This window comes from Thioalkalivibrio sp. ALE19 (assembly GCF_000428605.1).
Taxonomy (GTDB): Bacteria; Pseudomonadota; Gammaproteobacteria; order Ectothiorhodospirales; family Ectothiorhodospiraceae; genus Thioalkalivibrio.
Genome location: NZ_AUAG01000021.1, coordinates 46,799 through 72,051, shown reverse-complemented (window position 1 = coordinate 72,051; position 25,253 = coordinate 46,799). Strand labels below are relative to the sequence as shown.

Here is a 25,253-nt window from a genome sequence, read left to right as displayed (position 1 = left end):
CCGTCATTGCGAGGAGCCGAAGGCGACGCGGCAATCGGCCGAAGCTGGCTGCACGCCGGGACAGGTGGCTTCGGATGGAGATCGCCACGTCACTGCGCGACTCGCGATGACGGGGAAAAGGAGGGCCATGCGAATCGCGATGACGGGGACGCGAATGGCGTCGCGCGAACACGAACGGGGGCGGGTGCGTAAACGGGTTCGCGAACCGGTGCGGGTGCGGGTACGAATCAAACGATCGCGCCGGGTCCGGTCACCGCGGGATCCGCGAACCACCACTGTTATCATGTTTCACCGTCGCACCACGGAGACCGCCATGAGCCGCACAGAACCCGCCCATCGAGACATCCCGGTCAACCTTGTCACCGGCTTCCTCGGGGTCGGCAAGACCACCACCATCCGCGCCCTGCTGGCCCAGCGTCCGCAGAACGAACGCTGGGCGGTACTGGTCAACGAATTCGGCGAGATCGGCGTGGACGGCGGCCTGCTGGCCGACACCGGCGTGCGCACCGAGGAGATCCCCGGCGGCTGCCTGTGCTGCGTCTCCGCGCAGATGTTCACCGTGGGCCTCAACCGTCTGATCCGCCAGCAGCAGCCCGACCGCATCCTGATCGAGCCCACCGGCCTCGGGCATCCGGCCGAGATCATCCGCACCCTGACCGCCCCGCCCTACGACACCGCGCTGGATCTGCGCGCGACCGTCACGGTGATGGACGCACGCCACCTCGCCTCGCCGCGCCACCGCGAGCACCCCAACTGGAACGACCAGATCGCGGTGGCCGACGTGCTGATCGCGAACAAGGCCGACGCCTGGAGCGAGGCCGACCGCGAGGCCCTGCATGCGTTCGTGGCCGGCCTGCCAGCTCCGCGCCCGCGGGTGATCGAGACCCGCGAGGGGCACATCGATGCGGCGCTGCTGGACGCCCCGCGCCTGGAGCACGGCGGCGCCCTGTTCCCGGAGGCGCGGGCATTCCTGGCTGCAACCGCGGATACCGGCCACGATCATGATCATGACCACGACCATGAGCACCACCACGAACATGAACACGGCGCCGATTCCGACCCTGGCGACTGGGTCGTGATCGACAACCGCGGCGACGGATTCGTCGGCCGGTCGTGGCGCTTCCCGGCGTCCATCGTGTTCGATCACGCGGCGCTGGAGGCCCTGATCCGGGAACAGGACGCGGACCGCCTCAAGGGCGTGCTGCAGACCGAACGCGGCTGGCAGCAGATCAACCGGGTGGAGCGCGATGGCGGACTGGAAGCCCTGGCGACGCCCCCGGACACCACCCCGCCCCGCCTGGAGCTGATCCGTGCCGAAAGCGGCGACCGCGGCGGCCGCAAGGAGCTCGAAGCGCTCAACGCCGTGGACCGCGCCCTGCGGCGCGCCGCCCGACTGCCCGCGGACGACGACTGAGCCGCCAACCCGCGTTCAGGCCCCGGGGTCTACTGCGGACCGGGGGGCACCTCGCGGTCGCTGAACTCCGCGCGGTAGAACCACTCGTTCCCCGGCAGGCTGTTGGGGTTGGGGAACACGATGAAGCCGTCCTCCGGCGCGCGCACCTCGGTGCCATCGGCGCGCACGCCGATCAGATCACCGCGGGTCAGCGGATCGAAACTCTTCCACTCGCGGGCGAAGGCATCATCCGGGTGGTCGCGGTCGATCACCTCCACCAGGCGCAGCACCTCGGGGTCGGCCTGCCCGGGCGTGGCGCGCTGCGGCAGCATCGCCAGCTGAGCCAGCGCGTTGATGATGGCTTTGTAGGCCACCTCCGGCGCCTGCGGGTCGTCATGCTGGCCGCATTCCAGGGTCACCCCGTAGCCGCCCTGGCTGCGCATGTACTCGGTGGTGCCGATGCCATAGCTCGGATCGGTGGACAGGATCTGCGCCCGGTGGCTGGCGTTGGGGTTCTTCATGCGCTTCTCCACCCCGCGTGCATAGGTGTCCAGCCAGCCCTCCACCATGCGCCGAGGTCCCAGGCAGGCCGCCAGCGCCTGCTCCTCGGCCGCCTGCGAGAACGGCTCCAGCTCGCCGTCGTTGTCACGCGGGCCGAGCATGATGAACGGCTGCCCGCCGGTGTGGAACGAGTGCAGGTCCAGCAGCACGTCATGCGCCGCCAGCAGCGGGCATAGCCGGTTGGCAATACGGTCCTCGAAGTCCTGCGGATCCTCGGTCACCCGCAGGTTACGGTTGACATTGCGCTCGCCCATCCGCTGGTTGCGCTGCACCGCCAGGGGATTGGTGCGTGGCACCAGGGTGAGCGTGCCGCGCAGCAGCTCGCGTTCGCCGGCGTCCAGCTCCGCCTGCAGCCGCTCGGTCGCCTCGGTGCCGCACAGCTCGTTGCCATGCACCGCACCCAGCACGATCAGGCGCGGCCCGGACTCCAGGCCGTGGAAGGTGACGGATTTCAGCGCTGTGGGCTGACCGGACATGCGCACACTCCTGCTTGCGTGGAAAAGGCGCAGTCTAGCCTTCGTCCCCGCGTTCCTCCAGCCAAAGGATCAGGCCCGCGTGGTGCAGCGGATTGCTTTCGATGCCCTGCCCCGGCTCCAGCGCATAGTCCGCCAGCGCCGACTCCAGATCCGCATCCCCGGCGGCGTGTTCGGCCGTCAGCTGCAGCACGGCGGTGGTGCCCGACGGGCGGTGCACGGCCGGATGGAAACGCTCGGCGATCATGCCCGGCAGCGGCGGGTCCTCGGTGGTGCGGAAACCGTCCTCGCCGGAGAAACGCGTCCAGGCGGTACGCAGCAGGGCGCGCACCCGCTCGCCGTCTCCGCTGTCGGTGGCGGCGTCCCAGTCGTGCAGGCCACGTGCCACGTACGCGTAATCCGGGAGCGTGGCCGGACCCGCCTCGTCGGCGGGCAGGCCCAGCAGCGCCGGCAGGTCCTCCGGCTCGTCGGCGCGTGCCGCCAGCCAGTCGCGCACGTCCCGGCCCATGGCCGCGTACTCCTCGCCCAGATCCTGACGCACCGCCTCGGCCAGCGCCGACAGCAGCAGACCGTGGGCGCCGGTCAGCACCTTCTCGTCACGCGGCAGGCCGCGTTCCTGACGCGCCTCGATCAACGCCTCGCGCCCCCGGTCGACGTACTCGCGCACCCGGTCCTCGTCGAGGCCGAAGCGCTCGCCCAGGGCTGCGGTGTCCATCCGGTCGGCCGGCAGATGCCCCGCGCTGAACGCAGGTGCGCCGTCCATGCCGAAGCGCGCCCGCACCAGCTCCGGCTCGGGGTGGCCTTCCAGCGCGGCCTCCAGCGCCGAGCCCGGCCACAGATAGGCACCGCCCTCGCGGCCCTGGTCGTCCAGCGCCGACAGGCTGGAGGCATAGCCCCGGAAATCGCTCTCCGGTGCGCCTGCCGCGCCGGGGTCGGAATCGCGCAGGGCCATCTCGCGGCCGACGAAATCGAGGGTCTCCAGGCCGATCCGCGTCCAGTCCTCGCGCCCGAAGAGCTCGCCGGCACGCAGGTAGACACGCGCCAGCTGCGCCTGGTCCTCGAGCATGATTTCGAAGTGAGGCGTCCCCCAGTCCGGGGTTTCCGAATAACGGAAGAAGCCGCCGCCGAGCACGTCGCGCAGCCCGGATCCGGCCATCTCTTCCAGAGTGATGCTCAGGAATTCCCCGACCCAGTCCGGAGCGCGGGTGTCTTCCTGTGCGGTCAGCAGTGCATCCAGATAAGGGGAATGCGGGAACTTGGTCTCCTGCCCGAAGCCCCCGCCCAGATCATCCGCTTCGCGTTCCATGCGGCTCCAGAGGACGTCCGGCAGACGTGCCGCACGCTCCGCCGACAGGGGCTGCTCCCCGTCGCGCAGACGCTGTTCCAGCTCGCGCGAGCCGGCGGCGGCCAGTTCGGCCAGGCGCTCCTCATCCGCCGTCAGCCGCTCCACCACGCCGTCGAGGAAGTTGGCAAAGCCATCCCGCGGGGCATAGACCACCCCGGTCAGCGCATGGCCCTCGGGCATCACCACCACGTTCAGCGGCCAGCCGGCGCTGCCCCCGGTCGCGCGCTGGAACTCCAGCAGGTAGGTGTCCAGCGCGGTATGCACCTCGCGGTCCAGCTTGACCGGGATGAAATGCTCATTGAGCCGCTCGGCGATGCCCTCGTCGAGAAAGCTTTCCCCGTGCATCACGTGACAGTAATGGCAGGAGAAATAACCGCTGGAGATCAGCAGCGGCCGACCGCTCTCGCGCGCCTCGTCCAGCAGGTCCCGGTCCCAGGCCCGCCACTGCACCGGGTCCTCCGCGTGCAGACGCAGATACGGGGAGATGCTGTCGGCCATCTCCGGATTCGCCGGCTCGGCCGCCAGCGGATGGGCTCCGGCCAGGACCAGCGCCAGACCCGCCGCCAGAACCGCAAGCGTGCGGCGCATTTCCGATACGGGATTCATGAAACTCATGGCCTACCTCAATCCGGACGTGTAATGTCTGTAAGACCGCTCAAGTTGATCAAGCATTCCCTCGCGGAATTCCCGAGCCGGCATCCATCTTTTTCGTACATGGTCTGTACAGATCCTGTATAGTTCGGAGCATGGCCATCGCAACCGACAACGACTCGAACGAGCAGGCGGGGCTGTACCCGATCCGGCACGTCTGTGCGGAGACCGGCATCAATGATGTCACCCTCCGCGCGTGGGAACGTCGGTACGGGCTCATCCGCCCGATGCGCACCCCCAAGGGGCACCGCCTCTACAGCGAGGAGGACATCCGGCGGGTCCGTCGGATCATGGAATTGCTGGACCAGGGCATCCCGGTCTCGCAGGTCCATCGCGTGCTGCAGCGCGACGAAGACGCCGCGGCACAGGAATCGGGCGCCCCCGAGGCGGACGACGCACCCGCCTCGCCGGCACCCGGCCGGCGACCGGCGATCAGTGGCCCCGGGATTGCCCCGCATACCGCCGATCCCATCGCCGACGCGCTGTACCACGCGGTGGACCCGCTGGACGTGGAGCAGCTGGACCGTGCCTACGCGCGGCTGGTGATGCGTCACGGATGGGACGGGGTGCACGAACGCGCCTTCCTCGAGGTCTATCGTCAGTTGCGCGAGGAGTCCCGCCATTCGCCGGAAGGCGAGGTGCGCCTGGCCGTATTCTCCGCCTGGGCGACCGCCGCCCTGGCCGACCAGCTGCGCAATGCCCTGCGGGCCTGCGAAGGGCCTGCGGCGCCCTGCCTGGTGCTCGGCGGCGGTCATCAGCAGGTCGGCGGCATGCTGCTCCAGGTCAGCTGTGCCCGGCGCGGTCTCGCAACCCTGTCGTTGTTCGACGCGACCAGTGCGGCTGCGCTGGAGTCGCTGGTCGGCACCCTGGGTGCGCGCGGGATTGTCCTGCACGGCTCGTCGCGCCTGCTGCGCAGCCCGGACCTCAATCAGGTGGAGGGAATCCTGGCGGCACCCGGAGCGCCGGTCTACCTGGCCGGCTCCGCCGCCCTCGAGCTGTCCAATCTCGACCGCCAGCGTCCGGTGGAAGTCCTGCCCGGCGCCCCCCTGGAAGCCGCCGACCGGCTCTGGCAGTACCTGGGCCGCGGCTGATCCCCTGGATGGGCCCGAGGCGATGGCGACGCCCCTGCGCACGCTGCTGATCGTCCTCGGCGACCAGCTGGCCCCCGAACACCCCGTCCTCGCCACCCTCGACCCGGCACAGGATGCCCTGTGGATGGCCGAAGTCACCGGCGAATCCACTCACGTCCCCTCGCACCGGGCCCGCACCGCGCTGTTCCTCGCAGCGATGCGCCACTTCGCCGAACGCCGCCGCGCGGCCGGGCTGACCGTGCACTACCGTACGCTCGACTCCGCGCAGGGCCCGGAACAGGAACACCTCGGTGGGGCGCTGCAACACGACCTCGCACGTCTGCGACCGCAGCGCCTGTGCGTACTGCAGCCCGGCGAACGGCGCGTGCAGCGGGACCTGGAAGACGCCGCCGCACGTCACGGGGTGTGGCTGGAGATCCAAGAGGACCCGCATTTCATCGACACCCCCGAGGCCTTCGGCCGCTGGGCCGGGTCGCGCCGCGAGCTGCGCCTGGAGCACTACTATCGCAAGCTGCGCCGCGAGCACGACGTGCTGATGGACGGCGAGGCGCCCGCCGGCGGCGCGTGGAACTTCGATGCCAGCAACCGGGGCAGCTTCGGCCGTCAGGGCCCCGGCCTGATCCCGGAGCCCCTGGGCTTCGCGCCGGATGCCATCACCCGGGAGGCGATCGACGACGTGCGCACCCACCTGCCGGACCTGCCGGGCGAGCTGGAGGCCTTCGACTGGCCGGTCACCCCGGAGCAGGCGCAGGCGGCGCTGGAGGATTTCATCCGGAACCGGCTGCCCGACTTCGGCACCTGGCAGGATGCGATGTGGACCGATGCGCCGTGGCTCTACCACGCGCGGATCTCCGCCGCGCTCAACCTGCACCTGCTGGACCCGCGCGCGGCCATCCGCGAGGCCGAGACCGCATGGCACGACGGGCACGCGCCCATCGAGGCGGTGGAGGGCTTCATCCGCCAGATCCTCGGCTGGCGCGAATACGTGCGCGGGCTGTATTTCCACTTCGGCGACGACTGGCACGCCTGGAACGCGCTGGACGCCCGCGAGCCGCTGCCACGGCTGTACTGGGACGCCGACACCGACATGACCTGCCTGGCGCAGGCGGTGGGCCAGACCCTGCGGCTGGGCTACGCCCATCACATCCAGCGCCTGATGGTCACGGGGCTGTTCGCCCAGCTGCTGGGCGTGGAACCGCGCGCGATCCACGCCTGGTATCTCGGCATCTACGTGGACGCAGTGGAATGGGTGGAGCTGCCCAACGTGCTCGGCATGTCGCAGTACGCCGATGGCGGGCGCATGGCCTCCAAGCCCTACGTGGCCACCGGGCGCTACATCCAGCGCATGAGCAACTACTGCCGCCACTGCCGCTTCGACCCGGGCGAGGCCACCGGCGAACGCGCCTGCCCGTTCACCACCCTGTACTGGGATTTTCTCGATCGCCACCGCGAGCGCTTCGCCCGCCACCCGCGCACCGCGCTGCAGTGGAAGCACGTCGAACGCATGGACCCCGAGCGCCTGCAGCAGATCCGCGACCGCGCGGGCGAGCTGCGCCGACGCCTGCGCGAAGGAGACCGCCTGTGAGTACCCCGTTCCCCGCCCTCGTCTGGCTGCGCCGCGACCTGCGTCTGGCCGACCAGCCCGCGCTGCACGCCGCTCTCAGCCGCGGCGGCTCGGTGATCCCGGTGTACATCCACGCCCCGGACGAAGAAGCGCCCTGGGCCCCCGGCGCGGCGTCGCGCTGGTGGCTGCATCACAGCCTGCAGGCGTTGGCGGGCGAGCTCGAGGCCCTGGGGGCCACGCTGACCCTGCGCCGGGGTTCGAGCCTCGAGCAGCTCCACGCGCTGGTGCGCGAGACCGGCGCCGGCGCGGTCTACTGGAACCGCCTGTACGAACCGGCGATCACCGCGCGCGACGCCACCATCAAGGCCGCGCTGCGCGAGGACGGCCTGGAGGTGCACAGCTTCGCCGCTGCCCTGCTGCACGAACCCCGGGAACTGGCCACCGGTCAGGGCACGCCCTACCGGGTCTTCACCTCGTACTGGCGCGCCGCCTGCAAGCGCGGGCTGGAAGGCGACCCGCTGCCGGCCCCGAGCCGCATCCCCTCACCCCCGTCGCCCCCGGCCTCGGACCCGCTGGAGGCCCTGGAGCTGCTGCCGCGCATCCGCTGGGACAGCGGGCTGGCCGCCGCCTGGAACCCGGGCGAGCGCGCCGCGCTGGAGCGCCTGCAGGGCTTCATCGAAGACGGCGTGGGCGCCTACACCGAACGCCGCGAACGCCCCGACACCGACGGCACCTCGCGGCTGTCGCCGCATCTGCATTTCGGCGAGATCAGCCCGACCCAGATCCTGCGCGCCCTGCGCCAGGCCGGGCTCGAGCCGACCGACGGCCCGGCCGAGCCCTTCGTGCGCGAACTCGGCTGGCGCGACTTCGCCCACCACGTGCTGTACCACTTCCCGCACACCCCGGAGCAACCCCTGAACCCGCGCTTCGAGGCCTTCCCCTGGCGCGAGTCGGCGCAAGACCTGGAGCGCTGGCAGCAGGGTCGTACCGGCATCCCGGTGATCGACGCCGCCATGCGCCAGCTGTGGGAGACCGGCTGGATGCACAACCGCATGCGCATGGCGGTCGGCTCCTTCCTGACCAAGAACCTGCACCTGCACTGGCATGCCGGGGCGCGCTGGTTCTGGGACACCCTGGTCGACGCCGACCTCGCCGCCAACACCCTCGGCTGGCAATGGGCCGCCGGCTGCGGCGCCGATGCCGCGCCCTACTTCCGCGTCTTCAACCCGCAGCGGCAGGGCGAACGCTTCGACCCCGACGCCGCCTACATCCGGCGCTTCGTCCCCGAACTCGCCCGCGCCCCCGCCCGCGACATCCACCAGCTGCGCCCCGGCCTCGCCGCCGACTACCCCGCCCCCATGGTCGACCTGAAACAGAGCCGCCAGGCCGCCCTCGATGCCTTCGCCACCATCAAGAACCCGCCGAGGTCCGACCATGGTTGAGGCACCGTCGTCGTCATCGCAGACCGGGCGAAACGTACGGTGCTACACTGTAATGTTAGAGAGTTGCTGGATTGAGAATGGAAATGAAGCCGATCAAGAGACCGCGCCTTAGCTTGCAGCCCCTCGGGCCACACGACCCGGTTGAGCGCGTGCGGCGATCCCGCGCCAACATCCGCCTTGAGGGACTGCACGCCGACCCGCGGACCGAAGCCCTGGTCGCAGCCATGGCTCGCGGGGAGATCAATGCCGACAAGGCCGTTGGCGAGATCCGTTCCTGGTATGCCGGTCGAACCTGAAACCTGGCCCGGCACCAACGTCTACATCAACCACCTCGGTCTGAAAGACCGCCGGGAACTTGCCGAAGCCGAAGCATCCCTCACCTGGGTCCGCATCGAAGAGTACCGGGATCGACCCCACCGCCCCGCCACATTCGACCTCGAACACCTGTGTCACATCCACCACCAGATTTTTCAGGACCTTTATGACTGGGCGGGGCATATCCGCTCGTTCGACATCCGCAAGGGTTACTGCGAATTCACCCCCGCCGGGTCCATCGAACACTACGCTCATCAGATCTACACGGAACTGGCCGAACAGGATTTTCTTCGGGGACTGGACCGCGAGCCATTCACTCGGAATCTCGCTCGCTATTACGACCTGATCAATCGCCTGCACCCCTTCCCGGAAGGCAACGGACGAACGCAGAGGCTCTTTATCGAAGATCTGGCGGCATTTTCCGGTGTCTCCGTAAACTGGGGTCTCGTCCCGCAGTGGCAAATTGTCGAAACCGCCGTCCGGGCCTTCGATGGCGACCGCGAACCAACAATCTGGATGTTCAGCGAAATACTGGAATGGGTGGTTGACTGACGCCGCCCGCGGCTCTTGCCGGCCCTGACAGAGTCGCCAGGCCGCCCTCGATGCCTTCGCCACCATCAAACAGAGCGGGTAGAATGGTCTGCGATCCCATGAACCCAACAGCGAGAATCCGGCGATGAGCACCTTTTCGGAAGGCAACCTGCAGTACCCGCGCAACGTCTCCTACAACTTCAGCCGTTACGAAGACACCACCCCGGTGCGCGTGGAGGCCGAAGGCAAGCGCTACGTGGGCCAGCTGCTCAACTGCGAGCCGCCCTACCGCGTGCGCGTGACCGAAGAGATCGTGACCCCCGGCAGCGCCCGTTTCATCCCGGTGCGCGAGATCCAGCTGCAGAGCCTCGACGGCGTGGAATACCTGCACAAGGGCCACCACGCGCACTGAGCGACAAACCGCGAGCCGGCTCCGGCCGGCTCAACGCTTCACACGCCGGCGATGTGGTCGGGCGTGCGTACCGGAGCCGACGCGATCAGGGCGATCACGAACAGCGCCAGACAGAACAGGATGGCGTTGGCCAGCCCCAGCCAGGTCTGCAGCAGGCCCAGCCCCAGCAGGCCGAAGATCGCCGCTGCCTTGGCCGCCAGGCCCCAGAATCCGAACCAGCGCCCGGCCTCGCGCGGCGGGGACATGACCGCCACCAGCGCGCGGCCGGCCGACTGTGCCGCCCCCAGGCTCAGACCGGCGACCGCCCCCACCACCAGAAACACCTCCTGCGCCTCCACAGGGCGTTCCAGCAGCGCGGTCAGCCCGTTCGCCAGCGCGGGCGTGGCGTAGATCGCAAGCACCGCCAGGCACCACATGATCAGCGTCAGGCGGTAGATCCGTACCGGCCCCGCGCGATCCTGCAGCCAGCCGAACCCGATCGCCCCGACGATCGCCGTGATCTGGGTAATGACGAACATCGTCACCCGCGTGGACTCATCCCACTCGATCACCTGCGATCCGTAGATGAAAGTAAACGCGATGATGATGTAGATCCCCGCCATCAGGAAAAAGATCGACACGAACAGGCTGCGCAGCGCGCGATCCTCACGCAGGCGCTGCAGCGCCTGCAGTACGCGTCGCCAGCCCAGCCCCAGCTGCACCCGGCGCGCAAGCTCGCGGCGCGTACCGCGCTCCTTCAGGAACAGGAAGGTCGGCAGCGCCGAGACCAGGAAGAACGCCGCCGCGAACGGCCCCACCCAGCGGATGCGGTCGAAGTTCTCCTCGGTCACCTCGCCCAGAAGCCCCAGCGCAAACGCCGTGGCCACCAGACCGCCCAGATACCCCAGACCCCAGCCCAGCCCCGAGATCCAGCCCAGCCGCTCCGGCGGGCCCAGGTCCGGCAGGAAACTGGCGATGAACGACTCGCCGATGGCGTAGCCGAAGTTGGACGCGATGATCAGCGCCATGCCGAACCAGATCAGCCCCGGCTCGACGAAATACAGCAGTCCTGTGGTCACCACCGTCAGCAGCCATGAGCCCAGCAGGAACCGCTTGCGCGTGGCCGTGGCATCCATGATCGACCCCGCCAGCGGCGCCAGCACCACCACCATCCCGTAACTCACCGCCAGCGCCACGCTCCACAGCAGGTTGCCCAGGCGGTAATCCGGCCCGTCCCCCACGATCACGCGGGTGAACAGATCGCCGAAGATCACGGTGATGATCAGCAGGGTGTAGGCCTGATTGGCGAAATCGAACATCGCCCAGCCGAAGATCTCCCGGCGGGGCGCCGGCGCCTTGGGCGGATAGCGCCGGATCAGCGACATGTGGAGGCCGCCCCGATCATTGCGGTTGCGCGAACCACACCGGAACACGGTCCGGGGACATCCACGGGTGCCCTGCCGCACCGGGCACGGCTGATGGTGATACCGCAGGAGGTTCGAAGGGACAACGACCGGCGCATGACAAGCGACTCAGGCAGGCGGGACAGGGGCGATGCTAACAAAACCCCGTGCCCGTTCGCCGATCCGCCTCGGCCCGTCAGGAACCGGCCAGCCGGCGCTGCAGGCGGGCGCACCGGGCATGCGCATCCGGTGCGTCCGGCAGGCGACGCGCCCATTCCAGGGCGGTCGCGGGGTCACGGCGCTGATGCTCGTGGTATTTGGCCAGGGCCTCGATGGCTTCCGGGTGTCCCTGTTCGGCCAGAGGCTGCCACAGGGCGACCGCGCGTTCCCGGACACCCGCGCGACGCCATTCCCGGGCGAGCCACAACCGCCCGGCGGGGTTCAGCCGTTGTTCGCATTGCTGCAGCAGCCGGCGGGCTTCCACCGGCCCCCGAAGCCGGTGCAACAAACGCGCGGCGCCCTCGGGCGAAGCCAGCTGCGCCGGCGGGTCGGCCAGCACCCCGGCGAGCGCGGGACCCAGAACGGCCAGACTGAAGATATCGTCGGCATTGTGCCGCACCACACGCTGCAGCAAATCCGCCCGACCGAAGCGCAGATACGCCTGCCAGGCCCACGGCGCGTCGGCACCGGGGAGGTCATCGGTGCGCTGCAGGCCCAGAAGCCGTTCTTCCACGGTGCGCAGTCGGCAGTCGGGCCAGGCATGGCCATACAGCGCGCGTACCGGATGGAGAAAGTCGGTGTGGGCGCTGTCCGCCGGATCGTTTCGACGCTGCATGCGCCGGCGGTCGCGCAACAGCGGCAGGTCGAAGGTCTTGCCGTTGTAACTGACCAGGCGCTCGCAGCCGGCCAGCGCGGCATCCACCGACTCCAGCATGGCGCCCTCGCCGGCGAACGCGGTCATCAGCCACTGGCGCAGGCGCAGGCCCTCGCCGCTCGGGGTCGCCAGGCCCACCAGAAACGCCACGGTCCCGGCACCGCCGGCCAGCCCCGTGGTCTCGGTGTCGATGAAGCCCACCCGTTCGCCGGCCTCCCAGAACGGCCACGCCGCTCCCAGGGCCTCCCCCAGAGCCAGCCGGCCATGTTCGCGCCCCGGTGGCAGCTCGCGATCCAGCAGGATCACGTGTTCGCCAATGCGGCTGCCGCCGAGACGTTCGGCGAGTTCGTCGACGGATACGGCCGGGCCATTGGGGCTCATGGCGAGCGCCGTCGCGCTGTTTGCCTTCCCGACTGCGGGGGGTACGGCGGACGGCGGGGCATCCTGCGGACTGGGCGGTTTCGGCGCAGCCCCCATACGCCGGATCCGTTCGCGCAGCTCGGCCAGCGCGCGGGCACGCTGCGGGCTTTCGCCCTGCCCGGTCGCCGGCGCCCGGCCTTCGCGCACGGACCCGTCGTTTCCCGACGTACCCTCCGGATCTGCGGAGGGGTCCGTCAGCGAACCGGTTTCTTGCCCGGATTCGGCCCCGGGGGCCGTACCGGAGGGCCCGGCCCCGTCCCGGACCACCTCGTCCGCGTTGCGCCGTTCCGGGGTCACGCCGGCCTGCCGTCGCAGGGTGTTCAGCCGGTCGGACAGGCTCATGCCGCCGCTTCCACGTCCAGGGCCTCCAGCACGGTGAGCGCCGCCTGTTTGGGCGAGAACCCGCGCACCTCGTCGCTGGCGAGGATCGGGCCGATGCAGGCGGGACAGCCATGGGCACAGCCGCAGTTGCGGATCAAGGCCAGGGCGTCGCGGACCACCCGCACCCGGGCATCGAACAGCGGCGACGACAGCCCCACGCCCCCGGGATAGTTGTCGTACAGGAACACCGCCGGGCGGAAGCGCGCCTCCTGCTCGGGGTCGCGCTCGCCACCGTCCAGGGTGCGCAGCTGGCCGCGGCCGCCGGCCCCCACGGTGGCAAACCAGCGGGCGTCGCCATCGCCCACCGCGCGGCCGAGGTCCTGAGGTTCGGCCATCACCACCAGCGCGGCGACGTGGTGCATCGCGTAGGCCGCGCCGAGGAAGCCGTCCAGGGCCTCATGGCGCGAGGCGAAACGCGCCGCCAGGGCCTCCGGCGCCATCTGCCACCACACCGAGGTCGTGTGCATCTCCTGGTCCGGCAGGTTGATGTTGCCGTAGCCCACGTTTTCATGGGTGTAGTAGCGGATCTTCTTGTAGCCCGGGATGCGGCGGACGATATGCACCTCGCCTCGCGCGGCCTCCCCCTGCCCGGCGGCGCTGCGCTCGAAGTCGTCGAGGATCTTCAGCCGGGTGTAGTCGATGGCGTCGGTGTAGTAATCGGCGCGGGTGCGGGTGACGAAGGCCTTGCGCCCGTCCCAGTCGAGGTGCTCGACCTGGTAGGGCACCGCCTGCACCAGGTAGATCGCCCCCTCGTACAGGGTCTCGGCGGCACTGGAGAAATCCACCTCCGCGATGATCTTCTGCTGCCCGTCGCTGGTATCCACCACCACGAAGTTGCTCTCGGCCACCGAGCGCAGGCTGACGCTCTGCGCCGGGTAGCTGTCCTCGGTCCAGTGCCAGGTGTCGGACTCGCGGTGCAGCACGCCCTCCTCTTCCAGGTAGTCGAGCAGGGCCTCCAGGTCCTCGCCGCCGAAGGTCTCGCCGCGCCGGAATGGCAGCTCGAACGCCGCGCAGCGCACGTGGTCCAGCAGGATCAGCAGCTGGTCCGGGGCGATGCGCGCCTGCTCCGGCGACTGCCCGAGGAAGAACTCCGGGTTGCGAATGATGTACTGATCCAGCGGCTCGGAGCTGGCCACCAGCACGCCCAGCGACGGCCGGTTGCGCCGTCCGGCGCGACCGAGGCGCTGCCAGGTGCTGGCGATGGTGCCGGGGTAGCCGGTCAGCAGGCACACATCCAGGCTGCCGATGTCCACGCCAAGTTCCAGCGCCGAGGTCGCGATCACGCAGTCCACGTTGCCGCCACGCAGGGCCTTCTCGGTCTCGCGGCGCTCGTTCGGCAGATAGCCGCCGCGATAGGCGGCCACCCGCGCCGCCTTGCGCGGGTCGTTGTCGAACACGTCCTTCATGTAGCGGGTGATGATCTCCACCATCAGTCGGGTGCGCGCGAAGATGATGGTGGACAACTTGGCCCGCATGGCCGTGCGCGCGATCCGCGTGACCTGCGAGCGCGCCGAGGCTCGGATGCCGAGATCGGCGTTCACCACCGGCGGATTCCACAGCAGCAGGTGGCGTTCGCCGGCCGGCGCGCCGCTCTCGGTGATCGCCTCCACCGGTGCGCCCACCAGCCCTTCCGCCAGCTCCTGCGGGTTGGCGATGGTCGCGGAACTCAGGATGAACACCGGATCCGCGCCGTAGAAGCGGCAGACCCGGCGCAGCCGGCGCATCACGTTCGCCACGTGCGAGCCGAACACCCCGCGGTAGCTGTGGGTCTCGTCGATGACCACATATTCCAGGCTCTCGAAGAACTGCGCCCACTTGGTGTGGTGCGGCAGCACGCCCTGATGCAGCATGTCCGGGTTGGTCACCACGATGTCGCCGCGCGTGCGCACCGCCTTGCGCGCATCGCCCGGGGTATCGCCGTCGAAGGTATAGGCGCGCACGCCCAGATCACCGGCCTCGTTGAGCTCCATCAGCTCGGCCACCTGGTCCTGTGACAGGGCCTTGGTGGGGAACAGGTACAGCGCGCGCGCCTTGCGCTCGCGCACCGCCTGCAGCACCGGCAGGTTGTAGCACAGGGTCTTGCCCGAAGCAGTGGGGGTCACCACCACCGTGTGATGCCCGGCCCGCACCCGGTCCCAGGCCGCCCGCTGATGGCTGTACAGCTGGTGCAGACCGCGCGCCCGCAGGGCCGCGGCGAGAGCCGGATCAATGTCCTCCGGAATCGGCTCGTAACGTGCCGGACGCGCGGGCATCACCAGTTCGCCGGTGATCCGCTTACCATGGCGCGCCTTCAGCCGCTCCGCCAGCCGGCGCGCGCCTCCCCCGGTGTCGCTGTCTGCATTCATGGGACGCATGCTACTGCATCCGCCCCTCCGTGGTGGACGCCCCTGCCCCGGCTCCGGGAGCCGGCTGGTGGAGCCTATCGATCCGGCCCGGGTCCTGACCCGGATCCTGCCCCGGGTCCGGACTCGCCCCGACCCTGCCCGGAGGTCTGATCCGAACCCGTATCGGTCGAGGGCGCGGAACCGGAAGCGGGATCCCCGTCGACACCCGACCCGGCGGTGGCCATGCCCTCCGCATCATCGGAACGGTCCGACCCGCCGCCCGTCCAGGCCGCGGCCTTCTGCCGCATCTCGCCGAACTTGCCGGTCAGTTTTTCCAGCCGCCCCTCCCATTCCGGGTCGGGGTCCTGGCCCTCGGTCACGCGGTTGAACACCTGCATCAAAGCGACCATGCCCACCGGCTCGATCACGGCCTGCTTCACGCCCCAGGCCAGCACCAGCGCGATGACGACCGTCAGCGGACCGGCCAGCGCCGGGATCAGCGCCACCAGGCCGGCGACGGGGGCAAGGATGACGAGAAACACGAGGAAGGTCATGCCCCAGATGAAGAAGGCAAGGAAGAACGCGTTCTTCAGGAACGCCTTGTAGTTCTGCGCGTACAGGATCAGCGCGGTGCGGCTGGCCGCCCACGGGTTTTCGGCCCGGGTGCGGATGTTGTAGGCGAGGATCACCTCGTCCAGATAGGTGAGCGACAGGTTGATGACCGTGTTGATGAAGCTCGCCAGACCCTTCGTACCGGGCAGCGGGATCAGCGCCGCAATGCTGAAAAAGGCCCGGTTGAAGACCTTGAGCACCCCCTTGATCAGCTGATCCACCGCGAACAGCACCGAGGCCTGGGCAAAGCGCTCGCGCACCACCTCGCGCGCGTGCTCGATCTGGCCGCGGCCCTGCGGCAGCTCCTGCCCGTCCATGCGCTCCACCAGTACCGCGATATGCCCGGCCTTCACGATGTACAGCAGGTATTCGCGGAAGAAGTACACCACCGCGCCCACCAGGCCGAAGCCGATGAAGCCGCCCCACAGGCCGAACACCCCCGGATTGTCACCAATGTAGCCGATCCCGTAGCCGAGCCCCGCACCGACCCCCGTGCCGATCACGTACACCAGCGTGATCCCCACGTAGATGACGAACCGGAACACCAGAAACGGTGCGGTACTGCGCAGCAGACCCAGGGTCTCCCGCATGCTGAAATCTTTCATGGCCCTCCCCCCGGAGATGATTTTGCCGTCGCCTCCCAGCATCGCGCACCGGCTCCAACCTGTCCCCCTCCAGACGGAGGGGATGGTGGACGCGCATTGCCGGGCTTCTCCCCCGGCCACGGCGGTGCGACCATAGGGTCCCGAACACCGGAAAGGGACCTCCATGCCCGTTCGAATCCTCGCCGTAGGCGACATGCACCTGGGTCGCCGTCCGTCCCGGCTGCCGGCCGCGCTGGCCGACGACGGCGCGCGCCTGGGGCCGGCCGAGGCCTGGGAGCGCTGTGTCCGCCTGGCCATCGAACAGCAGGTAGACGCGGTAGCACTGGCCGGCGACCTGGTCGAACGCGAAGACGACTTCTTCGAGGCCTACCGCCTCCTGCTGCAGGGGATTCGGCAGCTCGATCAGGCCGGCATCACCGTCGTGGGCGTCGCCGGCAACCACGATGTCACCGTGCTGCCACGCCTGGCCGACGAACTGGAGGGCTTTCACCTGCTGGGCCGTGGCGGGACCTGGGAGCGCCTCACCCTGGGCGCGGACGAGGACCGGGTGACCCTGCACGGCTGGTCGTTCCCGTCGCGGCGGGTGACCACCAGCCCGCTCGCCGGACATGACTTCCATGCGCGGGGCGAAGGCGCGGCAGCCGGCGTTCACCTGGGCCTGCTGCACGCCGACCGCGACGCGCGCGACTCGCACTATGCCCCGGTCAGCTCCGCCGAACTCGCCGCCGCCGGGCTGGACGCATGGCTTTTGGGGCATATCCATCGACCCGATGCCCTGGACACGCTCGCCGGACCGGGAACCTCGTCGGCTGCGCCGCGTTACTCGGGCGGCTACCTGGGGTCCGTTACCGGATTGCACCCCGGCGAACACGGCCCCCGCGGCCCGTGGCTGATCACCGTCGAAGGCGAGCGCATCCGCGCGATCGAACAGCAATGCCTGGCGCCGCTGCACTGGGCGCGTCTGGATCTCGACCTCACCGGGCTCGAGGCCCCGGAGCAGGCCCGCACGCGGCTGCTGCAGAGGCTGCGCGAGCTGGAAGCCCGGCTCGATACGCGGCCCTGCCCGCCGCGCGCCCTCGGCCTGCGCCTGCGCCTGACCGGACAAACCACCCTGGCCGGCGAGGTCGCGCACCAACTGGAGGAGCACCGCGAGGAAAGCATCGCCGCCAGGCCCGAGCGCTTCACCTTCATCGAGCGCATCCTTGCCGACACCCGCCCGCCCGTCGATCTCGACGAGCTGGCACGGCGCCAGGACCACGCCGGCCTGCTCGCCCGCCGCCTGCAGCTGCTGGAACATCCCGCCGACGACCCCGACCGCCGCGCCCTCCTGGAACAGGCACGCGAGCGCCTGGCTTCGGTCGCCACCGACGCCCGCTGGCGCGGCCTGCCCGAGGCCGGACTGGATGACGAGGCCGTCGCTGCGCGGCTGGCCGACAGCGGCAGCCGGCTGCTGGAACACCTGCTGGCCGATCCGGACACGGAGGCCCGCCCGTGAAACTGCAGCACATCGACATCCACCGACTGCCCGGCATCGACCGCGGTTTTTCCGTCAACGAGCTGGACCCGACCATCAATTTCGTCACCGGACCCAACGCCTCCGGCAAGAGCAGTCTGATCCGTGCGCTGCGCTACCTGCTGGCCGGTCACCGCGCGGGCGATCCGCACCAGCTGTCCCTGACCGCGGGCTTTCACGACGGCGAGCACCGCTGGACGGTGGACCGCAATGGCACCCACGTGGCCTGGCAGTGTGACGGACGGCCCGCCGATCCGCCGGCACCGCCGCCCCCCGACCTGCTGGACAGCTACCTGATCGGGGTGGAAGACCTCCTGCAGGTACAGGGCGCCAGCGAACAGGCGCTGGCCGGCCACCTGCGGCGCGAACTCAATGGCGGCTTCGATCTGCCGGCCCTGCGCGAGACGCTGTTCCATTCCGCCCCGCGTGCCGGCCACAAGGAACGCCGGGAACTGGAGCAGGCCCGCCGGAGCCGCGAAGAGGTGGAACGCGACCAGCGCCGGATCGCGGACGAGGAACGCCGCCTGCCGGATCTGGACCGGGCCATCGACGACGCGCGCAACGCGGATCAGGAACGTCGCGCCCTGGACACCGCCCTGCAGCTGCACGACACCGCACAGGCCCTGCGCGGCCTCGACGCGCAGCTCGAGCGCTTCCCGCCGGACATGGAGCACCTCACCGGCCGCGAGCCCGCGCGTCTGGACGAGCTGGCCCGCCAGCGTGAAAACACCCGACAGGAACTGGCTCAGGCCGAACAGGATCGTGATCGGGCGTACGCCCGGGTGGCCGAAACCGGCCTGGAGAACAAACGCCCCGACGAAACCGAACTGGCACGTCTGCGGGCACGGCTCGACGAGCTTCGCCAGCAGGAACAGGCGCTCGCCACGGCGGCCCGCGAATGCACCGACGCCCGGACTGCCCGCGAGCAGGCTATCGCCCGGCTGGACGGCCATACGGCCGCGGCGCGCGAGCTGCCCCGCCTCGACAATGCCACGCTCGACCGCGCCCGCGACCTGACCCGTCAACGGCAGGAACTGGAGGACCGCCGCACGGCCTTGCAGGCCCGCCTGCAGGGCGCGCCGGAGAACTCTCCGGAACAGGCCCTGCAGCACCACGAACGCGCCGCCCGCCTGCTGCACGACTGGCTGGCCCTGCCGGCACCGGCCGAACCCGCACGGCCGGTCCTGCCGACGGTGACGGGGGCCGCACTGGGCGGCGGCATCGCGGTGTATGGCGGGGTCCTCGGTCCCCCGTGGCTGGCCGCCATCGGCGGCGGCGTGATGCTGCTCGCGCTGATCCCGCTGGTCTTCCCGCGCGTGCTGCCGGCGGGCCTGCGGCGTTCGGCCGAAGCCATGGCACGAACGGCGCAGCGCGAACGCCTCGCCCGCGACTTCGAGGACCTGGACCTGGACACCCCCCCGGGCGCCTGGGACGCAGCCGGCGTGCGCACCCGCCTCGAGGCCGTCGAACAGCAGCGCGACGCACTGCGCATGACCCGCCGGCGCTTCGACGAGGCCGAGACCCTGCGCGCCGACCGCGACACCGTGGACACGGCGTTGCAGCAACTCGACGCCGAACAGGCCGAGTTCGCCCGCGAGGCCGGTTTCGATCCCGCCCTGGCCGGGCGACTCGACGACTTCCTCGAACGCACCCGTGCCCTGCAACAGGCCGAACTGGCACTCGGCCAGGCCGAAGCGCGGAACGCGGAAATCGCCGCCCGGATGCGGACTCTGACACAACAACTGCAGGAGGCCCTCGCGCGCTGGCCGGCCCCCGCCCCGAACGGCGCTGTCCCCGGAGAGGCTTCCCCCGCGGATCTGGCGGCGGCGCTCGAGGCCCTGCGGACCCGCGCCGGTCAGGCCGCGGAAGCGGAACGCCGGATCGCGGAGATGGATCGCGAGTGTCGACGCCTGCAGGCATCGCTGGCGGAAATCGATCGACAAGAGGCACGCGAACTGGCCGATGTCGGCCTCGAGCCCGACCAGAGGGAAACCCTGGATCGTCGTCTGGAACAGCGGGAAGAGTGGCAAGCCCTGCAGCGCCAGCGACAGGAGCAGGCCCTGCGTCGGGACGACCTGGCCCGCCAGCTCGAGTCCCGCACGGATCTGCTGGCCCTGGCGGGCATCGGGGACCCGCCCGGCGACCGTGAAAGCCTGGCACGCCAGCTTGCGGAAACCACCGACCGTGCCGAGCGACTGGAACCACTGCAGGAAGAACGCAGCCAGATCCGGGAACGCATCGCGCAGGCCGGCCGCAAACGGGAACGCGAACAAGCACTGGCGGCCGAGCAGACCGCCGGCGAGGAACTGGAACGGCGGCGCGACGAGGCCCTGGACGCCGAAGCCGGACGCTTCCTGCTCGACGACATCCAGGAAGAATTCCGCCGCGAGGAAGAGCCGGAACTGTTACGCCGCGCGCGTGAGGCCTTTGCCCGTTTCACTCACCACCAGTGGGCCCTGCGGCTGAGCGAGGCCGAAGACGGTTTTGTCGGCGAGGATCGCGTGCAGGGCGCGCTGCGCTCCCCCGGCGAACTCTCCACTGCAACTCGCATGCAGCTGCTGCTGGCGCTGCGCCTGGCCCGGGTCGAGACGCGCGAGGCGACCGGGGGAGCAGGGCACTGGCCGCTGCTGATCGACGAGGCCCTGGCCACCACCGACCCCGAACGCGCCCGCGTGATGTTCCGTACCCTGCAGGAACTGGCCCGCGACGGGGATCGCCAGATCCTGTACCTGGCCGCCAGTGACTACGAGGTGCAGCTATGGCACCAGGCCACCGGCGAATGGCCGCACCGCGTGGACCTGCAGGCGCAGCGCGGGCTCCCCGCGGAGGCGACCGAACCTGCGCGGTTCGAGCTCCCCGCAGCTCCCGCCATCCCGGAGCCGGCCGGCAAGGACCTGACCGCCTGGGCACGCGAACTGGGGGTGCCACGGCCGGACCCGACGGGCCCCGCCGAAGACGTCCACCTGCTGCATGTATTGTTCGATGATCCCGCGACCGCGCGCGACCTGATGCAGGTCTGGCGGGTCGATCGGGTGGGCCCGCTGCGCAGCCTGCTGGATGGACGGATCGCACGCCGCGCCCTGCCCGACGAGCACCGGCGCGCCGCGCTGGCATATCGCTCCCTCGCGCTGGAACACTGGCTTGCGGCCCGGCGCATCGGCCGCAACCGGACGGTGGACCGAGGCCTGCTGGAGGAGGCCCGTGATGCCGGCGTACTCACCGACAATGCGCTGGAGGGCGTGGCGCAGCGCGCCACGGAACTCGAAGGCGACCCGCAGGCCCTGCTGGAAACTTTGCAGCAGCACCCGATCACCATGGCCAGCGGCACGGAACAGCGCCTGCGGGCCGGCCATCGCGAACAGTTGCACGAATTCCTGCGGGAGCGCGGCGTGCTCGACGAGCGCGAGCCCCTCACGCCGGAAGCGCGCCGCCAGCGTGTCCTCGAGCACCTCCCCGCCGCGGCCGACCCCGCCGACATCCAGCGGCTGATCGACCACCTCGAGCACGAAACCGGCGACTGACTCCCGGACGATGTGCGGAACCGTGAACGGTTCCGCATTCCGGTCGTCCCATCCGCGCCGCAGGCAGGCCAGAATTGGGATCGCTTCATCCCTGAATACCCCCTCTGCCGCGGCGCTCCGCGTCGCTCGGAGAGACGAAGATGACCAAAGCGGACGTGATCAAGCGGATCCACCGCGCCCGGCTGAGCCACAAGATGTGGGTCAGCTACGCCCACGGACTGATCGAAGGGATCCCGCTGGACCAGGACAAGGTCCCGGTCGCCCCCACCGACTGCAAGTTCGGCCAGTGGTACTACGGCGAAGGGCGCGGCCTGTCGGATCTGGCTTCCTACTGCCGGATCGAACCGCCACACGACGAACTCCACGCCACCTACCGGCGGATCTTCAACATCCTGTTCGAGGAACAGACCGAAAAGCCGACACCGCTGGCACGGCTGTTCGGTTCCACCGGGTTCGACGACACCCGGCGGCTGGACCGGGCTCGGGAGCTGCTACCCCATCTCAAGCAGTGCTCCGCGACTATCCTCACGCACCTCGACCGCCTGGCCGAAGATATCCGGGCGATGGACGAGGCGGAGGTCCGCCGGCGGCTGGGCGGATATCCGGACGACGCCTCCGCCGACGCCGTCTGCGAGCATTGCGAGAGCTGAAGCGGCTCCCGGCCGCCCCTTCCGCGGTCAGCCGTTGGCGGCCTTGCGGCGGATGCCCAGGGTTCCGGTACCGTTCTTGCTCTGGCCCTTGCCCGCAGCCCGTCCGGGGCCCTTGCCCGCCGCCTGATACGCGGGGCGCTTGCCGGTCGCCGGCTTGCCACCGGCGGGCTTGCGGGATGCGGGCTTCGACTTGCGCGCCGGCGCGTCGTGGCTCGGGCCCTGCGGCGACGGGATCTCCAGGGTCAGGCCGAGGCGACGGTTGGCGACATGGATGCCGCCCAGCTTGCGGATCGCGCCCTCGTCCAGGCTCTCCGGCAGATCCACGTGCGAGTGTTCCTGCTGCAGGCCGATGCGGCCGATGTCGCGGCCCTTGAGCCCGCCCTCGTTCGCCAGCGCGCCGACGATCGCGCCCGGCGCGACGCCGTGGGTGCGGCCCACCGGCATGTAGTAGCGCACCATGCCGGATTCGGGACCCGCGTCGCGATCGCCCTGACGGCCGCCTTCGCGGCGTTTGTTGTTACGCTCGCCACGATCCCGGCCGCCGGAGCGGTCGTCGCGCGCAGCGCGGGCCGCACTGGCCAGCGGGTCCGCACCGGCGGTGGCGGAGGCATCCAGCGGGGCCCCCTCGGTGGCCAGCGCCACCAGGGCACCGGCCAGATCCTGCGGCGAGGTCTCGCCATCGGCCAGCAGGCGTTCCACCAGGGCCGCGTGACGGCCCCCGGCGTCATCCGCCACGGCAGCCCGCACGCGCTCGGCGAAGCGATCCTCGCGCCGTGCCCGAACCGCTTCGCGGTCGGGCACGGCCTGTTCACGCACGGACTTGCCGGTCAGGCGCTCGATGTCTTTCAGCATGCGCCGCTTGCGCGGCTCCAGGAACAGGATCGCGCGACCCTTGCGCCCGGCGCGGCCGGTACGCCCGATGCGGTGCACGTAGACCTCGGCATCGCCCGGGGCATCGAAATTGAACACGTGGCTGATGCGCGGGACGTCGATCCCGCGCGCGGCCACGTCGGTGGCCACGATCACGTCCAGACGACCGTCGCGCAGGTTGGCGACCACGCGCTCGCGCTCGCCCTGCTCCATGTCGCCGTTCAGCGCCGACGCCGCCACGCCGGCGGCGCCCAGCCGGTCGGCGATCTCGACCGTCGCGGCCTTGGTGCGGGCAAAGACCACCGCCGCATCCAGATCCGGCTCGGTCTCCATCAGGCGGGTCAGGGCCTCAAGCTTGTTGCGCTGATCGACCAGGCAGTAGCTCTGGTCGATGTCGACGCCGGCCTCGTTGCCCGCACCCACGCGGATCTCTTCCGGTTCGCGCATGTGGCGGTGCGCGATGCGCCGGATCGGCGCCGGCATGGTCGCGGAGAACAGCGTGGTCTGGCGCTCGGCCGGGGTCTGCTCCAGCAGCCACTCGATCTCCTCGACGAAGCCCATGCGCAGCATCTCGTCGGCCTCGTCCAGCACCACCATGCGCAGGCTGGAGAGGTCCAGGCTGCCACGGCGGACGTGGTCCGCTACACGCCCCGGAGTGCCCACAACGACCTGGGCACCGCCGCGCAGGCCGCGCATTTGCACGCCCATCGGCTGACCCCCGTACACCGGCAGGACCTCGATGCCTTTCAGGCCGGCGGCGAAGCTGGTCAGGGCGTCGGCCACCTGACCGGCCAGCTCGCGGGTGGGGGCCAGCACCAGGGCCTGCGGCGCCTTCAGGGCCGCGTCCACGCCATCCACCAGCGGCAGGCCGAACGCGCCGGTCTTGCCGGTGCCGGTCTGGGCCTCGCCCAGCACGTCGCGACCACCCAGCAGGGCAGGGATGCAGGCGGCCTGAACCGCGGTGGGGGTGGCAAAGCCCAGATTCGACAGGGCACGGACCAGCGGCTCGGACAGACCGAGCTGGTCAAAGGAGGGAGATTCGGACATCACACAGTACTCACACGGGCCGGAAACAGCGACGGCACAGGACGTGCCCCGGGCCCGGCGAAAAGGAATGACCACACGGTCAGCTGCGCACTATACACGAAACGCGAGAGCCGTGCGGTCAGCCGCGCTCCACGCGATCGCGTCCGCCGGCCTTGGCGGCATACAGGGCCAGGTCCGCACGCGCCATCAGGGTTTCATGAGTATCCCCGGCACGAGCCTCCACCACGCCCAGACTGCCGGTCACGGAGCCCCCGTCGGGATCACGCAGGCCGTGGATCTCGCCACGGAGGGTCTCCGCAAGCTGCGAGGCGACGGTCAGATCCATCTCGTGGGCGATGATGACAAACTCCTCGCCGCCCCAGCGCCCGACGTGGCCCGCGCCCTCGACAGCCCGCGCCAGGATGCCGGACAGCGCCTTCAGGATCCGGTCTCCCTCAAGGTGACCGTGCACGTCGTTGATCCGCTTGAACCGGTCCAGATCCAGCAGAATCACCGCCAGCGCCGAGGCCCCGCCACCCGTCTGCGCAAGGGCCCGTTGCAGGGTTTCATCGATGCTGCGACGGTTGGCCAGGCCGGTCAGCGAATCCGTGCGGGCGAGACGATCGATCCGTGCCAGCGCATCATGGAGCTCGGCCGTACGCTCTTCCACCCTTCGCTCCAGCACCGCATTGCGGTCTTCCAGTTCCTTGACCGGGTAGGCTTCATCATCCCCGTGCTCCACACCCGGGAAGGACACGTGGATGTGCTCCAGGCGCCAGACGTCATCGTGCCGGCTCCACACCAGGCTGTGTCGCACTCCGTTGAAGCGCACGGCCTGACGCGCAATGGTCGTGTGCAGATCCAGCACACAGCTGGCGATCGCCACCCCTGGCGCCGGCTGCGACACATGCAGATCCCGCAGGGAGTATTCCACAGGATTCGGCGCCTGCTCGATGTCGTGCCGGTAGAGCTGCTCGGACGCCTCCCGGGTAAAGCAGACCTCGCCGGAACCGGTCCCAATGCCGTGCATGGAGGGGCTCAGCAGCTCACATGTAGCAACGAGGTCGCGCTCGCGGAAGTAGCGATCGAAATACCGCTCCACCGCCGCCCGGACCTCTGCTTCGGGTGATAAAGCCGTCATTGCCGATGATCCACCATGTACGGGTGCCGCCCGGGGCGTCCTGCAGGCCTGAAACAGGCCATATTGTGCACCCGCCGGGGGCATACGGGCGAATCCTTCCGCCCGGTCCGGCTCCCCGGTCCGAACATGGCACCGGTCTAGCCCGTCGCTGACCTG

Annotated in this window: 18 protein-coding genes; 10 read left to right on the top strand and 8 right to left on the bottom strand. The window is 70.0% G+C overall.

The window, feature by feature from the left end:
- Nucleotides 1-313 precede the first annotated feature (313 nt).
- Nucleotides 314-1,414 (top strand): GTP-binding protein, encoded by a 1,101-nt coding sequence (locus tag F787_RS0109475; protein ID WP_028492013.1) that lies wholly within the window; start codon nt 314-316, stop codon nt 1,412-1,414.
- Nucleotides 1,415-1,443: 29 nt separating this feature from the next.
- Here the strand turns inward: F787_RS0109475 and F787_RS0109470 are convergent, their stop codons facing one another.
- Nucleotides 1,444-2,430, bottom strand: coding sequence for a succinylglutamate desuccinylase/aspartoacylase family protein (locus F787_RS0109470; RefSeq protein ID WP_028492012.1), 987 nt, complete (start codon nt 2,428-2,430; stop codon nt 1,444-1,446).
- A 34-nt stretch (nt 2,431-2,464) separates the two neighbouring features.
- Nucleotides 2,465-4,387 carry a thioredoxin domain-containing protein gene (locus F787_RS0109465; RefSeq protein ID WP_028492011.1) on the bottom strand — a complete coding sequence of 641 codons (1,923 nt, stop codon included), beginning with the start codon at nt 4,385-4,387 and terminating at the stop codon, nt 2,465-2,467.
- Between the two features lie 131 nt (nt 4,388-4,518).
- On the opposite strand from F787_RS0109465, the gene F787_RS0109460 reads away from it, so the two are divergent.
- The 6 genes from F787_RS0109460 to F787_RS0109435 all read left to right on the top strand — a co-directional run bounded on the left by F787_RS0109460 (nt 4,519) and on the right by F787_RS0109435 (nt 9,778).
- The gene (locus F787_RS0109460) at nt 4,519-5,514 is read left to right on the top strand and encodes a MerR family transcriptional regulator (protein WP_018870871.1); all 996 of its coding nucleotides are present in this window, start codon (nt 4,519-4,521) and stop codon (nt 5,512-5,514) included.
- Nucleotides 5,515-5,536: 22 nt separating this feature from the next.
- A complete protein-coding gene (locus F787_RS0109455; RefSeq protein WP_028492010.1) occupies nt 5,537-7,099 on the top strand; it encodes a cryptochrome/photolyase family protein in 1,563 nt (520 codons plus the stop codon).
- A complete protein-coding gene (locus F787_RS0109450; protein WP_028492009.1) occupies nt 7,096-8,520 on the top strand; it encodes a deoxyribodipyrimidine photo-lyase in 1,425 nt (474 codons plus the stop codon). Before F787_RS0109455 ends, F787_RS0109450 begins: the two co-directional genes overlap by 4 nt.
- Before the next feature lie 77 nt (nt 8,521-8,597).
- Nucleotides 8,598-8,816, top strand: a complete 219-nt coding sequence (locus tag F787_RS0109445) for an antitoxin VbhA family protein (protein WP_018870868.1) — start codon at nt 8,598-8,600, stop codon at nt 8,814-8,816.
- Nucleotides 8,800-9,387, top strand: coding sequence for a Fic family protein (locus tag F787_RS0109440; protein ID WP_019022198.1), 588 nt, complete (start codon nt 8,800-8,802; stop codon nt 9,385-9,387). The genes F787_RS0109445 and F787_RS0109440 overlap by 17 nt, the downstream gene beginning before the upstream one ends.
- 124 nt (nt 9,388-9,511) lie before the next feature.
- Complete coding sequence (locus F787_RS0109435; RefSeq protein WP_028492008.1) at nt 9,512-9,778, top strand: hypothetical protein; 267 nt, start codon at nt 9,512-9,514, stop codon at nt 9,776-9,778.
- 38 nt (nt 9,779-9,816) lie between these two features.
- Here the strand turns inward: F787_RS0109435 and F787_RS0109430 are convergent, their stop codons facing one another.
- From F787_RS0109430 to F787_RS0109415, 4 genes are all read right to left on the bottom strand, one after another.
- Nucleotides 9,817-11,142 (bottom strand): MFS transporter, encoded by a 1,326-nt coding sequence (locus tag F787_RS0109430; protein WP_028492007.1) that lies wholly within the window; start codon nt 11,140-11,142, stop codon nt 9,817-9,819.
- 214 nt (nt 11,143-11,356) lie between these two features.
- Complete coding sequence (locus tag F787_RS0109425; RefSeq protein ID WP_028492006.1) at nt 11,357-12,796, bottom strand: ribonuclease H-like domain-containing protein; 1,440 nt, start codon at nt 12,794-12,796, stop codon at nt 11,357-11,359.
- A complete protein-coding gene (locus tag F787_RS0109420; protein WP_028492005.1) occupies nt 12,793-15,189 on the bottom strand; it encodes a DEAD/DEAH box helicase in 2,397 nt (798 codons plus the stop codon). The genes F787_RS0109425 and F787_RS0109420 overlap by 4 nt, the downstream gene beginning before the upstream one ends.
- 65 nt (nt 15,190-15,254) lie before the next feature.
- Nucleotides 15,255-16,376, bottom strand: a complete 1,122-nt coding sequence (locus F787_RS0109415) for a hypothetical protein (protein WP_028492004.1) — start codon at nt 16,374-16,376, stop codon at nt 15,255-15,257.
- Between the two features lie 163 nt (nt 16,377-16,539).
- Here F787_RS0109415 and F787_RS0109410 point away from each other — a divergent pair, with 163 nt between their 5' ends.
- The 3 genes from F787_RS0109410 to F787_RS0109400 all read left to right on the top strand — a co-directional run bounded on the left by F787_RS0109410 (nt 16,540) and on the right by F787_RS0109400 (nt 22,060).
- On the top strand, nt 16,540-17,871 hold the full coding sequence (locus F787_RS0109410; protein ID WP_028492003.1) for a DNA repair exonuclease: 1,332 nt from the start codon (nt 16,540-16,542) through the stop codon (nt 17,869-17,871).
- Entirely contained in the window at nt 17,868-21,410 is a 3,543-nt protein-coding gene (locus F787_RS0109405) for a hypothetical protein (RefSeq protein ID WP_028492002.1), read from the top strand. The genes F787_RS0109410 and F787_RS0109405 overlap by 4 nt, the downstream gene beginning before the upstream one ends.
- A 140-nt stretch (nt 21,411-21,550) precedes the next feature.
- A complete protein-coding gene (locus tag F787_RS0109400) occupies nt 21,551-22,060 on the top strand; it encodes a CZB domain-containing protein (RefSeq protein ID WP_028492001.1) in 510 nt (169 codons plus the stop codon).
- A gap of 27 nt (nt 22,061-22,087) precedes the next feature.
- Here F787_RS0109400 and F787_RS0109395 read toward each other — a convergent pair whose 3' ends face one another.
- Together F787_RS0109395 and F787_RS0109390 are read right to left on the bottom strand one after the other, a co-directional pair.
- On the bottom strand, nt 22,088-23,977 hold the full coding sequence (locus F787_RS0109395; protein ID WP_028492000.1) for a DEAD/DEAH box helicase: 1,890 nt from the start codon (nt 23,975-23,977) through the stop codon (nt 22,088-22,090).
- A gap of 118 nt (nt 23,978-24,095) precedes the next feature.
- Nucleotides 24,096-25,097 carry a diguanylate cyclase domain-containing protein gene (locus tag F787_RS0109390; RefSeq protein ID WP_028491999.1) on the bottom strand — a complete coding sequence of 334 codons (1,002 nt, stop codon included), beginning with the start codon at nt 25,095-25,097 and terminating at the stop codon, nt 24,096-24,098.
- Between the last annotated feature and the right edge of the window lie 156 nt (nt 25,098-25,253).

What these genes read in the sequence shown, in the direction of transcription:
- F787_RS0109430 (WP_028492007.1), bottom strand. Translation starts at nt 11,142, where the DNA reads ATGTCGCTGATCCGGCGCTATCCGCCCAAGGCGCCGGCGCCCCGCCGG.
- F787_RS0109440 (WP_019022198.1), top strand. Translation starts at nt 8,800, where the DNA reads ATGCCGGTCGAACCTGAAACCTGGCCCGGCACCAACGTCTACATCAAC.
- F787_RS0109470 (WP_028492012.1), bottom strand. Translation starts at nt 2,430, where the DNA reads ATGTCCGGTCAGCCCACAGCGCTGAAATCCGTCACCTTCCACGGCCTG.
- F787_RS0109465 (WP_028492011.1), bottom strand. Translation starts at nt 4,387, where the DNA reads ATGAGTTTCATGAATCCCGTATCGGAAATGCGCCGCACGCTTGCGGTT.
- F787_RS0109445 (WP_018870868.1), top strand. Translation starts at nt 8,598, where the DNA reads ATGGAAATGAAGCCGATCAAGAGACCGCGCCTTAGCTTGCAGCCCCTC.
- F787_RS0109415 (WP_028492004.1), bottom strand. Translation starts at nt 16,376, where the DNA reads ATGAAAGATTTCAGCATGCGGGAGACCCTGGGTCTGCTGCGCAGTACC.
- F787_RS0109460 (WP_018870871.1), top strand. Translation starts at nt 4,519, where the DNA reads ATGGCCATCGCAACCGACAACGACTCGAACGAGCAGGCGGGGCTGTAC.
- F787_RS0109400 (WP_028492001.1), top strand. Translation starts at nt 21,551, where the DNA reads ATGACCAAAGCGGACGTGATCAAGCGGATCCACCGCGCCCGGCTGAGC.
- F787_RS0109435 (WP_028492008.1), top strand. Translation starts at nt 9,512, where the DNA reads ATGAGCACCTTTTCGGAAGGCAACCTGCAGTACCCGCGCAACGTCTCC.
- F787_RS0109475 (WP_028492013.1), top strand. Translation starts at nt 314, where the DNA reads ATGAGCCGCACAGAACCCGCCCATCGAGACATCCCGGTCAACCTTGTC.
- F787_RS0109425 (WP_028492006.1), bottom strand. Translation starts at nt 12,796, where the DNA reads ATGAGCCTGTCCGACCGGCTGAACACCCTGCGACGGCAGGCCGGCGTG.
- F787_RS0109455 (WP_028492010.1), top strand. Translation starts at nt 5,537, where the DNA reads ATGGCGACGCCCCTGCGCACGCTGCTGATCGTCCTCGGCGACCAGCTG.
- F787_RS0109420 (WP_028492005.1), bottom strand. Translation starts at nt 15,189, where the DNA reads ATGCGTCCCATGAATGCAGACAGCGACACCGGGGGAGGCGCGCGCCGG.
- F787_RS0109390 (WP_028491999.1), bottom strand. Translation starts at nt 25,097, where the DNA reads ATGACGGCTTTATCACCCGAAGCAGAGGTCCGGGCGGCGGTGGAGCGG.
- F787_RS0109410 (WP_028492003.1), top strand. Translation starts at nt 16,540, where the DNA reads ATGCCCGTTCGAATCCTCGCCGTAGGCGACATGCACCTGGGTCGCCGT.
- F787_RS0109395 (WP_028492000.1), bottom strand. Translation starts at nt 23,977, where the DNA reads ATGTCCGAATCTCCCTCCTTTGACCAGCTCGGTCTGTCCGAGCCGCTG.